The sequence below is a fragment of the Halorubrum coriense DSM 10284 genome, from assembly GCF_000337035.1.
In the GTDB taxonomy this organism is placed as follows: Archaea; Halobacteriota; Halobacteria; order Halobacteriales; family Haloferacaceae; genus Halorubrum; species Halorubrum coriense.
Map to the genome: position 1 here is coordinate 43,561 of NZ_AOJL01000062.1, position 12,949 is coordinate 56,509.

At 56.3% G+C, this 12,949-nt stretch carries 15 protein-coding genes and 1 pseudogene; 10 read left to right on the plus strand and 6 right to left on the minus strand.

The genetic code is table 11. The annotated features are described in order from the left end of the window. Positions 1-43 precede the first annotated feature (43 nt). Genes arsD through hcsS form a run of 4 tightly spaced genes read left to right on the plus strand, consistent with a single transcriptional unit; the run spans position 44 to position 2,945 of the window. Positions 44-373, plus strand: a complete 330-nt coding sequence (gene arsD, locus C464_RS16085) for an arsenite efflux transporter metallochaperone ArsD (RefSeq protein ID WP_006114841.1) — start codon at positions 44-46, stop codon at positions 371-373. Positions 374-376: 3 nt separating this feature from the next. Further along, positions 377-2,317 carry an arsenical pump-driving ATPase gene (arsA, locus tag C464_RS16090; protein ID WP_006114842.1) on the plus strand — a complete coding sequence of 647 codons (1,941 nt, stop codon included), beginning with the start codon at positions 377-379 and terminating at the stop codon, positions 2,315-2,317. Further along, positions 2,314-2,730, plus strand: coding sequence for a halo-CC-star protein HcsL (gene hcsL / locus C464_RS16095; protein ID WP_006114843.1), 417 nt, complete (start codon positions 2,314-2,316; stop codon positions 2,728-2,730). The genes arsA and hcsL overlap by 4 nt, the downstream gene beginning before the upstream one ends. After that, positions 2,721-2,945 carry a halo-CC-star protein HcsS gene (hcsS, locus tag C464_RS16100; protein WP_049911317.1) on the plus strand — a complete coding sequence of 75 codons (225 nt, stop codon included), beginning with the start codon at positions 2,721-2,723 and terminating at the stop codon, positions 2,943-2,945. Before hcsL ends, hcsS begins: the two co-directional genes overlap by 10 nt. A 43-nt stretch (positions 2,946-2,988) precedes the next feature. On the opposite strand, the gene C464_RS16105 is transcribed toward hcsS, so the two are convergent. Then, a complete protein-coding gene (locus C464_RS16105) occupies positions 2,989-3,402 on the minus strand; it encodes an arsenate-mycothiol transferase ArsC (protein WP_275039727.1) in 414 nt (137 codons plus the stop codon). A 198-nt stretch (positions 3,403-3,600) separates the two neighbouring features. Here C464_RS16105 and C464_RS16110 point away from each other — a divergent pair, with 198 nt between their 5' ends. Together C464_RS16110 and C464_RS16115 are read left to right on the plus strand one after the other, a co-directional pair. Further along, entirely contained in the window at positions 3,601-4,035 is a 435-nt protein-coding gene (locus C464_RS16110; RefSeq protein WP_006114846.1) for a low molecular weight phosphatase family protein, read from the plus strand. A 147-nt stretch (positions 4,036-4,182) separates the two neighbouring features. After that, positions 4,183-4,485 (plus strand): hypothetical protein, encoded by a 303-nt coding sequence (locus tag C464_RS16115; RefSeq protein ID WP_006114847.1) that lies wholly within the window; start codon positions 4,183-4,185, stop codon positions 4,483-4,485. Between the two features lies 1 nt (position 4,486). On the opposite strand, the gene C464_RS16120 is transcribed toward C464_RS16115, so the two are convergent. Then, positions 4,487-4,957 carry a hypothetical protein gene (locus tag C464_RS16120; RefSeq protein WP_152420978.1) on the minus strand — a complete coding sequence of 157 codons (471 nt, stop codon included), beginning with the start codon at positions 4,955-4,957 and terminating at the stop codon, positions 4,487-4,489. Continuing rightward, positions 4,957-5,787, minus strand: coding sequence for a ParA family protein (locus C464_RS16125; RefSeq protein WP_006114849.1), 831 nt, complete (start codon positions 5,785-5,787; stop codon positions 4,957-4,959). Before C464_RS16125 ends, C464_RS16120 begins: the two co-directional genes overlap by 1 nt. A 369-nt stretch (positions 5,788-6,156) precedes the next feature. On the opposite strand from C464_RS16125, the gene C464_RS16130 reads away from it, so the two are divergent. Both C464_RS16130 and C464_RS17860 read left to right on the plus strand, forming a co-directional pair. After that, positions 6,157-6,780 carry a winged helix-turn-helix domain-containing protein gene (locus C464_RS16130; protein ID WP_049911319.1) on the plus strand — a complete coding sequence of 208 codons (624 nt, stop codon included), beginning with the start codon at positions 6,157-6,159 and terminating at the stop codon, positions 6,778-6,780. A 9-nt stretch (positions 6,781-6,789) separates the two neighbouring features. Next, positions 6,790-7,347: a hypothetical protein gene (locus tag C464_RS17860; RefSeq protein ID WP_080510487.1), complete on the plus strand. Its 558-nt coding sequence runs from the start codon at positions 6,790-6,792 to the stop codon at positions 7,345-7,347. Between the two features lie 384 nt (positions 7,348-7,731). Here the strand turns inward: C464_RS17860 and C464_RS16135 are convergent. Both C464_RS16135 and C464_RS16140 read right to left on the minus strand, forming a co-directional pair. Next, positions 7,732-8,556: pseudogene (locus C464_RS16135) on the minus strand (IS5 family transposase). Between the two features lie 664 nt (positions 8,557-9,220). Next, on the minus strand, positions 9,221-9,913 hold the full coding sequence (locus tag C464_RS16140) for a DUF6498-containing protein (protein WP_006114852.1): 693 nt from the start codon (positions 9,911-9,913) through the stop codon (positions 9,221-9,223). A 373-nt stretch (positions 9,914-10,286) separates the two neighbouring features. Between C464_RS16140 and C464_RS17865 the strand changes: the two genes are divergently transcribed. Then, positions 10,287-11,108 carry an IS5 family transposase gene (locus C464_RS17865; RefSeq protein WP_006114853.1) on the plus strand — a complete coding sequence of 274 codons (822 nt, stop codon included), beginning with the start codon at positions 10,287-10,289 and terminating at the stop codon, positions 11,106-11,108. Positions 11,109-11,321: 213 nt separating this feature from the next. Continuing rightward, the gene (locus C464_RS18995) at positions 11,322-11,498 is read left to right on the plus strand and encodes a hypothetical protein (protein ID WP_161781686.1); all 177 of its coding nucleotides are present in this window, start codon (positions 11,322-11,324) and stop codon (positions 11,496-11,498) included. Positions 11,499-11,952: 454 nt separating this feature from the next. Here the strand turns inward: C464_RS18995 and C464_RS16150 are convergent, their stop codons facing one another. After that, positions 11,953-12,234 (minus strand): helix-turn-helix transcriptional regulator, encoded by a 282-nt coding sequence (locus C464_RS16150; RefSeq protein WP_006114854.1) that lies wholly within the window; start codon positions 12,232-12,234, stop codon positions 11,953-11,955. Between the last annotated feature and the right edge of the window lie 715 nt (positions 12,235-12,949).

The following is a 12,949-nucleotide window of genomic DNA, read 5'->3' on the forward strand; positions in this document are numbered from 1 at the left end:
TGTGAACGATATATCAGATGTCCGACCGCGATCCGACTCAATCATGACCGAACTCACCCTGTACGAAGAAGCGATGTGTTGCTCCACCGGCGTCTGCGGTCCCGACCCCGACGACGAACTCGTCGAGGTCAGCGCGGCGCTCGACCAGCTCGAAGACGCGTTCGACGATCTTGAAGTCAACCGGGCAAACATGCAGCACAACATCGACCAGTTCCTCGAAACGCAGCGGATCTACGACCGCGTCCAGGAGGACGGCCCGTCGATCCTCCCGATCACGGTCGTCGACGACGAGATCGTCGCCGAGGGCGAGTACCTCTCGTACGACGAACTGACCGCGGCTATTGACGAGAACCCAACACCACAGGAGGCCTAACGAATGGCACAATCACAGTCGACAGCGACGAGCGCGCGTGAGGTAGTCGAACCGAGTAGCGACGACACCGAGTTCGTTTTCTTCAGCGGGAAGGGCGGCGTCGGCAAGAGCACGGTGAGCTGTGCGACCGCGACGTGGCTCGCCGACAACGACTACGAGACGCTCCTGGTAACCACCGACCCTGCTCCGAACCTCTCGGACATCTTCGGGCAGTCGATCGGCCACGAGGTCACCGCGATCGACGGGATCGAGAACCTCTCGGCGATCGAGATCGACCCGGACACCGCCGCCGAGGAGTACCGCCAGGAGACGATCGAGCCGATGCGCGAACTACTCGGTGAAGAGGAGATCCAGACGGTCGAAGAGCAGCTCAACAGTCCCTGCGTCGAGGAGATCGCTGCCTTCGATAATTTCGTCGACTTCATGGACAGCCCGGAGTACGACGTCGTGGTCTTCGACACGGCACCGACGGGCCACACCATCCGCCTGATGGAACTCCCCTCCGACTGGAACGCCGAACTCGAGAAGGGCGGCTCGACCTGTATCGGGCCGGCCGCCTCGATGGAAGACAAAAAACAGGACTACGAGCGCGCGATCGACACGCTCCAGGACGACGAGCGCACCTCGTTCGCGTTCGTCGGTAAGCCCGAGGACTCCTCGATCGACGAAATCGAACGCAGCGCGAGCGACCTCGGTGAGCTCGGGATCGAGTCGCAGCTGCTGATCCTCAACGGCTACCTCCCCGAGTCGGTTTGCGAGGACCCCTTCTTCGAGGGGAAGCGCGCGGACGAACAAGCCGTCATCAAGCGCGCCCAGGAGGAGTTCGACGCCGACGCGACGGCGACGTACCCGCTTCAGCCCGGCGAGATCGCCGGCCTCGACCTGCTCGCTGACGTGGGCGGCGTTCTCTACGACGGCACGGAGGCGACCGTCGACGTCGGGACCGCCACCGACGTGGACGCTGACGGTGCGGTCGACTTCGATTCGATGGCTGACGCCGAGGCGGTCGTCGATCAACTCACACCGGGTGACGAGACGCAGTACCTCTTCTTCACCGGGAAGGGCGGCGTCGGCAAGAGTACGGTCGCCTCGACGGCGGCGACGAAACTGGCCGAGGCGGGCCACGAGACGCTTGTCGTCACGACCGACCCGGCCGCGCACTTAGAGGACATCTTCGGCGAGCCCGTGGGTCACGAGCCCACCTCGGTCGGCCAAGAGAATCTCGACGCGGCGCGGATCGACCAAGAGAAAGCGCTCGCCGAGTACCGCGAGCAGGTCCTCGACCACGTCACCGAGATGTACGAAGACAAAGAGGACACCCAGATCGACGTCGACGCCGCGATCGCGAACGTCGAGGAGGAGCTGGAGTCGCCGTGCGCCGAGGAGATGGCCGCCTTAGAGAAGTTCGTGAGCTACTTCGACGAGGACGGCTACGACGTGGTCGTCTTCGACACGGCGCCGACAGGCCACACGCTGCGGTTGCTCGAACTCCCCTCCGACTGGAAGGGGTTCATGGACCTCGGCTCGCTGACGAAGGGCGCCGCGCCCGCCAAAGGCGACCAGTACGACGAGGTTATCGAGACGATGAAAGATCCCGAACGGAGCACGTTCGCGTTCGTGATGTACCCCGAGTACACGCCCATGATGGAGGCGTATCGGGCCGCCGCGGACCTCGAAGATCAGGTCGGCATCGAGACGTCGCTGGTCGTCGCCAACTACCTCCTCCCCGAGGAGTACGGCGACAACGCCTTCTTCGCGAACCGCCGCGCCCAGCAGGCCCAGTACCTCGACGAGATCCGTGACCGGTTCGACGCGCCACTAATGTTGGCGCCGCTCCGGCAGGACGAACCGATCGGGCTCGACGAACTCAGCGCCTTCGGTGAGGAGATTACCGGACTCGCAGACGTTGTCGAATCGGACGCACCGGAGGTGACGCCGTCGTGAGCGACGCACAGGACGTTGAAGATGCGGCCGGGGACGGCGTGAGTGTACCCGATGAGGGAGACGTAGAAGCCAGCGTCGAGGCGGCGCTCCGTGAGTTCCTCGACACGCTCGGCGAGTCTGAGACGTATCAGCAGTTCGTCGCGGCCGACGAGGCGTTACAGGACGATGACGACGCGATGGCGCTGCTCCGCGAGTACCAGCGGAAGCAACAGCAGATGCAACGCGGCGGCTTCGACGAGTCGGTGATGGCCGAGCTGAAGCAGCTCCAGACCGAGATGTCGAACAACGAGACGATCCAGCGTCAGCAGGCCGCACAGGCCGACCTGATAGAACTGCTCCAGCGAACGAACGACGCCATTAGCGACGAGATCGGCGAGGAGTTCGCGCGGTCCACCGGAGGTGGGTGCTGTTGAGCGCTTCCGGTCAGGATGCCAGCGAGTCAGAAGTGACGGACGAAGAGGTCGTCGCGGCCGCCGAGGCGCTCGGCGAGGAGCTCGCGGCGGCGAAAGAGTCCTCCTCGGAGTTCGCGTTCACCACCATGGTGATGCAGTGTAACGAGGCGATCGGCGACGAGACCGGTGTCGACTACGGGAGCGTCTGCGGCGACGCCGACGACGGCTGCTGTTAGCGGAGGTCATAGGGGCCGTTCCGGCTGACGACCCTGCCAATCGTCACTCCGCGGCCGGCGTCTGCGACGGGAGTTCGTCGAACAGCGAGACGACACGTTCTTCGATCTCGTCACGGATCTCACGAACCTGCTCGATCGGACGCTCGTGGGGATCGTCGAGCCCCCAATCGCGATTCTCGCCGTTCCACGTCGCCGGGCACACGTCCGATGCCGAACACCCCATCGTGACGACGAGATCGACCGCCTGTAGCTCGTCCGGCGTCACCTCTCGCGGCGTTCGGTCGCTGAGATCGATGTCTCGCTCTCTCATTGCTTCGACGACAATCTCGTGGACGTGGTCCGCGGGCTGTGTGCCACCGGTAACGATCGTAATCTGATCGCCCACACCGCGACGGTCGCGCTCGCGCTCAGCGAACGCCGCCGCCATTTGGCTTCGCCCTGCGTTTTGGACACACACGAACGCGACCTGGTGGTCCGTTCGCTCATCGGATTCAGTCACACCTCCACAAGCGAGTGGGATCGGTATAGCTGTTACTTCAGGCACAACGGCTCTTGGTAGGCTATCTGAGAAGTACTCTCAGACCCGTGTTGAGCTATTGAGACGTATATACATCACATATAAGTTCTCAAGTCGACGGCATCGATTCTGCTGATTATGAGTGATAATTTGCCGGTTACTCTAGGATTCGTTTGTGTACAGAATGCTGGTCGCAGCCAGATGGCAACAGCGTTCGCCGAACGCGAGCGTGACCGTCGTGGACTCGAAGACAGTGTTGAGATCATTACCGGTGGTACTCACCCCGCCGACAGCGTCCACGACGAAGTCGTGACAGTCATGCAAGACCACGAGATCGATCTCTCGGATCGAGTCCCTCGAGAAGTCTCAACGACTGAGCTCGAATCATGTGACGTCGTCGCCACAATGGGCTGTTCGACGCTCGAACTCGATGCTGAAGAAATAGATGTTCGCGACTGGGCGCTAACGGACCCTGATGGCCAAGATCTCGAGCAGGTCCGTGTGATCCGAAACGATATCGAACAGCGGGTTACAGACTTGTTCGACGAAGTTCACCCGAACAGTTCACGGTGAATCAAGGGTCTGCTGGAGCAGTACTCGAATGACGGGCCGTTATTGATTTGCTAGAAATATCATTAGAGTTCTGCGGTGAAATAAAGACACGCATGAGACCTATCCTCCGAGATTATGACTTAGGATAGGTTGACATTCATTTGAAATATGGGTGTTGAAATTGGCGGCCTCGATGAACTGCGAGATCAACTAGACGATGTCGCTGGAGGAGACCAGGTCAGCTTCGGAGAACTATTCGATGGGGCATTCATGCGCAGATATACCGACTTCAACGACCTCGACTCGTTTTTCGAGGCAGGTGGCTGGGAGATCGAGGGTGAAGAGGACTTCGAGGCGATACCAGATGACGAGTTCGACGACCACGTAGACGAAAACACGAGGTTCAACTCGTGGGATGCGATGCTGGAAAAGGCAGCGTCGGAGTGGATGGCCGACCAGCTTGGCCTCTAGCTCACTCGATCGCGTAGCCCCACTCCCGGAGGACTTCCGCAATCTCGTCGACGTGGTCCATCCCGACGAGGTACGCCGCCTCCCGGGCGTCGGTGAGCTCGATGTCCTCGCCGAGCTCGTCTTCGACAGCGCCGAGCAGCTCGCGGCGCTCGCGCTTGAGGGTGTGCTCCGTGTAGTGGATCGTCTTGTGGCTTCGACCGTCCTTGACGCCGTCGCGGCGGTGGATCCACGGGAGCGCGGACTCCTCGTCAGCCGGGTGATCCGGGACGGCCGGGAGCGCGTCGGGCGTCGACGTCTCCGACGGTGAGCTGGTCGGGGTCTCCTCCGCGGTCGCGCTCGGCGGCGTCGCGAACGGATCGTCGCCGGCGGCGCCGTGCTGCTCCGCGTCGAGATCGTCGTCGACGTCGCCCTGGTCGTCGCTCTCGTCATCGGCGAACGGGTCGTCGCCCGAGCCAGACTTCATACCCCCCATCAGGCCACCTCCTCGACGTGCGCGGCGAGCTCACGCAACTGGTCGAGCGTGTCCATCTCGTGGTCGCGTTTCCGGGAGCGGTGCTCGTCGACGTACGCGAACGCCGTCGTCTGCTTGTCCCAGCAGCCCTCGAACAGTGAGGAGCGCTCGCCGATCGCGACCGGCGCGTGGTAGCCGAGTTCGCGGATGCGCTCAAGGTACTCCTGCTGGTCGGCGGTCCGCCCAACGCCGTTCGGGACCACGGCGAGGACGCCGACGTCGACTCCGACCGTCGCCTCGAAGTTGTCGACGACATCCTGGAGGCCCTTGATAGACTGCATCCCCTTGCCCGTGGGTTCGAGGGGGACGACCAGCGACCGCGTCGCGCCGATCGCGTTGTAGAGGTGCGGGCCCGCAGTCGCCGGCGGGTCGACGATCACCGTGTCGTACTTGTCGGGGACGCCCGCGTTGAGGAGCACCTGCCGGAGTCGGTCGAACCGGTCGAACTCCTCGCCGAGGTCCTCCGCCATCGACTCCGCCCGCCCGAGCAGATCGGCGAGGTCCTCGAGCATATTGTGGCTCGGAACGAGGTCGAAGCCGAACGGCGTCTCATGGATGAGGTCCTCGAACGCGCCTTTCGGCCGGTCGATCAGGTGCCGGGCGATGTTGTCCTGGTCGCCGTCATCGCGAGCGGCGTCGATGCCGAGCAGGTAGGTTATCGAGCCGTTCTGCGGGTCGAGATCGAGGAGGAGGACATCCCGGCCGCGTTGGGCGTGCGCGTCGGCGAGGTTCGACGCGAGGGTGGTCTTCCCGACGCCTCCCGCCTCGGAATAGGTCGTGTATGTCAGCATGTTATGTGTGTTAGGCTCACTAGTAATAAAGATAGATAAGACAAACGAGTAGGTCTAATTAATTGTACTGACTAGTACAACTACAAGACAGTGAAAGTCTAACTAGAAAGTACAATTGAATAGACTAACTAGTGAGTATAATTACTTTCAATTCTGCTGTATAACACGCAACGACAATACACAAGAGATGCTCGCTACCGCTCCACAACTGGGGTGTAGATTTTAGCTAAAGACGACAGGAACCAATCCTAAAGAATGGGATTGTCGGTAGACACCCTATCTTCTGATGCTCTTGACGAGTTGTGGATACAACAGCGCTACATCCCGTGGCAAACGTTTATAGTTTCTAGTTTCGTAACTCTATACAAGATGAGCTACGATACAGAACACGTGCGAAACGCGGGGGACACACCGGGAATGATCACCGGAATCCCCACATTCACAGAATTACTTGAGAACCCGTCTCTCGCGAGTCTCTATACTTCGATTAGACGGTCAGGGACTGCTACGGGTCCTGAACTCGTTGAAACAGCGACTGTCTCGAAGAAGACCGTATACGGCTATCTCCATAAACTGGAGCAGGCGGGCCTGATCAGCACAGTTAATGACGGTGTCGGGACTGCCCGATACACTGCTGAAGAGTTCGAACTGACGCTGATGGTCCGCGAGACGGAAGTCTCGATCACTCCCGAACTTATCGAGGTGATCGCACAGAAGAACGAGTACCCAGCGATCGAGCGGGTTCTCAACGACCACGGAATCGTCACGTTCGCACTTGCATACGATCTCATAACGGCACACAGTGAGGGAGACGTCACAATTCGGCAGATTGCGAGCCTCACAGATCTGTCGTCAGGAACTGCGTATGATCTCGTCGAAGCGCTCTACTCGATTCTTGATCTCGGGGACGATGAGTCAAGTCCGGCGACGTACACACCAGCTGATTTCGATGATGATGAGGGCGATCTCCTCGAAGGACTCACCGACAACTAAGTTGCGAGGATGTACACTGCGAATATTGCAGACACGGTGATGTTTCGAAATTTGGGGAAGTATCCCAATCCACGCATACAGTCGCTCAAGGGTGCCGTTGAGGAAGCCGGAACTGAAATTTGGGTGCCAGCAGCGGTTTATCACGAACTGACGGATACTGGGAGTGCCGATTCACCGACAAATCCATACCTCGATACGGCTATCGAAGAGGGCTGGCTTCGGGTAGCCACACCGCTGCCGGGTGATCGCACTAAGGGGTTCGATAGTAGCGCTGGACCGGTTGAGAAAGCGCGGTTCGTTACAGATGAATTTCTCAACCAGCAGAGCAAGTATCCAGAGACGAACAACTGGCAGGATGCAGCGGTAGTCGCGTTGGCAGTTCGATTGTTCGATACAAATGCCCGAATTCGTGTGATCACCCACACAGCGGACAAAAATCTGGCAGCGGCGTGTGCACGTATCCCTCCTGAATTCGGGTACTACGATATCATGTCCCGATACTACAACCCGCCCCAGACAGCGAAGGCTGAGTTTCCAACTGTTGACCGACTTACGTGGAGTGAGTGATTTTAACACCTCACCTATAGAATCATGCTCTTCTTGTGACCCCCGATTGAGAGGTATATCTATTTAATTCGAGAGTTAGTCAGTCGTCAGTGAGAATGGTGTCAGTCTCACAATAAGTGACTGAGCGCTGTCTCAACCTTAGAAACATGCTTGAACGACTAACAGTGGTACTAATCAAATAGGGACATGGCTTGAACTCGTTGTGGAGCGCTCGCCGTCATCACCGGTATTTGCGGCGTCTCCGGGTGTCTCGCCTCCCCTGACAGAGCGCTTCCAACAAGACCGACTGGAGCCTGGAATCGGTCGGGACGTGACATAAAAAGACGGCTTCTTTTGACTTCGTTGTCCCTGAACGTGCTGTGTTGAATAGATGCTGAGTCACGGTTACAGCGGCTCACACAGTGGTTCTATATTGGTGATGGCGAACATCAAGACGATTTCACGGAACTGCCGATACTAGCCCAGCGCTCGCACGGCGTCGCCGAGCGAGCGCTTCGTTGTCGAGTACGATGTTTCGGCCATCCAGCGCTGAGAGTAGCCGTTTGCTCGGTTGAGTGCGTTATTCGCAGTTGCGCTCGCTGACGAGCCGCGGTAATGAACGAGGTACTCAACGTCATATGCGGCGATTTCGTACTCGGTGTGCCAGTCTTGGAAGCCGTTGTCGGCGGCGACGGACTGCAGGTCGTCCGCGTTTCGGCGGACGACCTGCGGTCCGGTCTTCGTGTCATGCTTCCATCGAGCTGCGATGTGAACATCAAGCACAGCAAGCGATTCCACATCCGTCAATGTCGTCACTTTCAGCGTCTGTATCGTCTGTCCTGCCCGCTGGCGAAAGTACGACGACGCACGTCGCCGATCGAAGAACGTGCTGTCGAGAGCAGCGTGGCCAGACTGCGGGTGCTGCTGCGCGGAAACGCGCAGCAGCGCCCGCCATACCCACATTTTCAGCCGATCGAACGATTTGTAGATCGTGCTGTAGTCTGGGAGATCGTCTCGATCTAACCCGAGGACGTTACGAACCTCGGCCATGTACTTCAACCGATTCGGCGTTTCACGGTAGCTGTGGCCGTCTTCGAGCCGAAAACAGTGTAGCACAACGTGTTTCCAGCGGGCAAACCCGCCGCTGGCGGGTTCGCCCGCGTGCTTTCCCAACGCTTGTTTGACTAGGCGACGACACTGCTCAACGAAGTCGAGGATATCGACTTCCATGGACAGAATCGATTTTCTCGGCTTCGTCCTTCTACTCCGCGATATTAGCCGATCAGATCGCTATTCAACACAGCACCTGAACGGGGAATCTAGCGTGGAACGGTGGCAGTGATCGGATGTTTTCTGTGGCGGCAGACGAAACGGTCTACAATGCCGATAATGGTTTCACCGCTCTCAACGCACAGACAGGCTCTGTGGGATAACTAGCCGGCGACGTCGGATGTAGTTCGTTTATTACCACTTTCCCAACCGTCGAAATTGAGCGGTAGCCGTGTCTGTTAATTTACACATCTGGATAGTTAGACTGTTTCTGTCGATGGACTCTGTATAATCGGCCTCCGATTACAGGGGGGTTTAGCGCGGAATCATTAACAAGACGATGGACCTCGGAAACTCAGCATGCGGAACCGTTGCGAGCATCGACACGACGCCACCGACCGGCCGTGTTCAACTGTGGCGGACGGACTCCTAGAAATAAAGACGATGTGCATAGTACGGACGCTTTACCCCGTCGTGTTGGCCGGCGCAAATCTGACTATGGGGAGGCTCCTCTATCGGCTCTCTGAGCCGATCCTCGGCAGCGCGCTCGTAGTGACCGGGATCCTCGTCGTGATCGCTTCAATCGGAACCGCTCTCAGTCGGCATCGACCCGCACTTAGCAGCATTACGAAATACTGACTTCGAAATCGTCAGTTAGGGGGTCGAGGCTGCTGAACCAGATTCTAATCGCGCCGATCGGGACGAGATAGAACAGCAGCGCAGCACGTGAACCGTAATCGATTCCGAACGCGATGGCGGTGATCACCACAATAAACGTGACGGGGACAATCGCGTACACCAAAATGACGAACAGTTCACCGACGTGAATGAATCCGAACTGGATCGCTTCCAGTGGTGAACTTTCCCGGTACTTCCGGCCACGAATAAAGTGCTGCCAGACACGCCGCAACTCGAAGAGTATGATTCCGACTACGGCTAACCCGACAGACGGGGTCAGTACTGATTCGAGCCCGTACTGCGCGACCAGCCGTTGTAACACAATCGGGACCAGGATTCCGACGAACAGCACATACCGAACGATGAACCGAGCGTTCCGATAGTACACTGGAGGCACCCACCCGATCGGCTGTACCGGTGTCGGCTCTCTGTTCCACCGCTCTTCATCGAGATCCGAGATTGGCTGCGGTGCGAACAGCGAAACAAGCAGGTATAGGACGTTAATGACCGCGATCTCGAGGACATATAACACTGCGATCTGAAGGAGGTTCCACTGGAAGCCGACGACTGCAGTAATGAGCACAGTATTCCAGACGAGCCCTGGGATGTAATCGCTCGATGCGTGGAGGGCTTCCCGCATCGTATCGATTCCTGGCCTCGACGCCGGCCTCCACATATCACTGTGTATCGGAGTGATATACAAAACTGAACTGATTTTTCTATTCCCACGACAGCTAGAGCCCACGTCGTTCTCTTTGCGGTCTGTGGTTCGATCCCAAGCAGTTGTCAGGGTTTGATCCTTGAGGGACGCCCCGTTCACGCCGCTTGTATGACTTTATGCGTTCACATCTCACGATGTTACAACAATCTGGCTCTGTTGAAATCCTCAGAAGATGACATATTCTGGCCTAGATGTGGTCAGTACAAGGGATCTACACCACAGATCGTGTTACACTGGTGAGGCTCTGTTGAAATCCTCAGAGAGTTACATGTTCGTCCTGTAATTCTACAAAATGAAGGCCCTCCCGAAGTCCCATATTCTCCGTTTTACTGAGAAGGCGATCCATCTGGCGCGTCGAGCGGTCTCTCGATACTCCTCGAAGTTCTCCAAACACCGTTATACACTCCCGCAGCACGTTGTTCTGCTCTGTCTCAAAGTTCGGAAGAACACGACCTACCGCGGCCTACTTGACGAACTGATCGAGATGCCACGGATCCGTCGTGTTCTTGGATTAGCTGAACTCCCTACGCCGTCAACGCTCTGTAAAGCGTTTAATCGACTTGATATGGCTGTGTGGCGTGTCATATTGACTCTCTCAGCGACACTACTTCCGACGAGCGGCGTTGTTGGCGTTGATGCGTCAGGGTTTGACCGCTGTCACGCTTCGAAACATTACACGAAACGCGCCGAACTCACGATTCAGCAGCTCAAAGTAACGCTCTTGGTTGATACGAAGGTGAACGCAATCCTCGATCTCCACGTGACGACGACACGAAAACACGATAGCCAGATCGCCCCGTCGTTGATCAAGCGCAATCCCGAGAGTATTGACGTTCTGCTCGGTGACAAGGGCTACGACGACCAGAAAATCAGGCGACTTGCCCGGCAACACGAGGCCCGCCCACTGATTAAGCACCGTGAGTTCACATCACTTCATAAGGCATGGAGCGCACGCTTAGACGCTGATCTCTACGGTCAACGAAGTCAATCCGAGGCTGTCAATTCGACGCTCAAGCGGAAGTATGGTGCGTTCGTCCGGTCACGACACTGGTGGAAACAGTTCCGTGAACTTACTATCGCCTGTCTTAGTCACAATATTGATCGATCATATTGATTGTTAGGTTCGAAAGTGATTTTATTGGTGTTACAATAGATCAAATATGGCAGATTGGTCCCCGCCAAACACGTCCCGAGTACACCACCTCATAGCTGGTAGTATAATTATTGGCTCTGTTGAAATCCTCAGCAACTGATACAAACGGCATGCGAGATCCAGAGGATCTGTGTATCAAAACCATTTATACATTCTAAAAAAAAATATAGTGAGATGCTCTCCGATGAGACGTACAACTTGATAGGTCACGCGATAGCTCTCGGTCTCACAGGTGTCTTCGTCATATTCGTTATCCTCTACGGGTTGATTATTGCTCAGCAATTACTATTTTCTCTCTTGGTGGCCCTGTCTGGAGTCGCCGTGTATATCCTATGGCTAACCCGCAGCTAGCCACCTCGCAAGATTCGCGCTCTGTATTCAGCACGCGGCCTGAAACATATCACCGTTTGAGGATTTCAACAGAGCCTAATTATTATAAGCGTATTATATTCGATGGCAATTATAGGACAAACGATTGTAGCTATCGTGCCAATCGCTGTATTAGTTTTAGTATATCTTGTGTGGGGGTTCTTGTAGGTTCAGATGCGTTAGTAACGACTTGTACCAACTGTAGTGAGTGACCTGAGCTCAAAAATATCAGTTATTAAGGATTTCAACAGAGCCGGAAGACTCAAAGAGGTGTTTGAATCCGATTCAGGCACTACGGAGCCACCAACTGAGTATCTCGTTAGTAGCTATTCAGTGGTATTTGTATCACCTGTACTGACTACAGGCAGTCAGAATGTGTCACTTCTTGAGGATTTCAACAGAACCAATCAAACAGTCCTCGAACGCAGCGGTTCGATCACCCGTCGTGGTCAATATACCCGGCTTCCCATTCAGTCCGAGCTTCAATCTCTCTAATGCCCCGGCGAGTAGTGCTGTACTCGTTGGTCCGTCGGTCCCGTTGACTTTTTTCTATAAGTCCCTTCTCGACGAGCGTGTCGAGGTTGGGATAGAGCCTACCGTGATGGATTTCCTTTTCGTAGTAGTCCTCGAGCTCGTCTTTAATTGCGAGTCCGTGAGGGTCATTAAGTCCAGCAACTACGTACAGCAGATCGCGCTGAAAGCCAGTGAGATCGTACATGTCGCAATTTACTCATTCGAGTTTTGAAATACTACTGATCTGGTTCTGTATGGCGCTAAGGTATTCATCACTCTTCCCGTGGGTCACCAACCGGTATTTCACCATATTCTGGACATGACACCCATCCCTGTCCGAATGCCCCACCCATCCCTTGGTCCGGACTCCATTCGTGTTCATCTCCACAATGTGGACAGTCTACTAGTGGAGGGTCAATCCCCAGTGCCTCTTGCTGGATGAAATGATTTCCTTGGTAAGAATCACAGTGCTGACAGACATTCCCCCAGACTTTCTTGCCGAGAGTATTGCTGTAGACTCGTTCAACAGCGGTTTCGTAATTCGCTAATATATCTCCGAGAGGCGTATCAAGATGGTCTTCTCGTGGCCAGACTACAGGCGTTTGCTCGCCACACTGCCNGTTTCGTAATTCGCTAATATATCTCCGAGAGGCGTATCAAGATGGTCTTCTCGTGGCCAGACTACAGGCGTTTGCTCGCCACACTGCCAGCATTCTGTTTCCCACGTCAGCAATTTCTGGCGATCAACTGGGAGATCGTCTGGGAGCATGGTAACAAATTCTACTCTGATTGACTATTTGATTCTTTGTCTCTGGATGTGTTAGAATCCGGTATTCGACTACTGAACCGGCCCGATCGCCGCTCTGAGACAGCTATGAGTACATATTCTCACATGGTTCTATGTAGCGTTGACAAGCTAA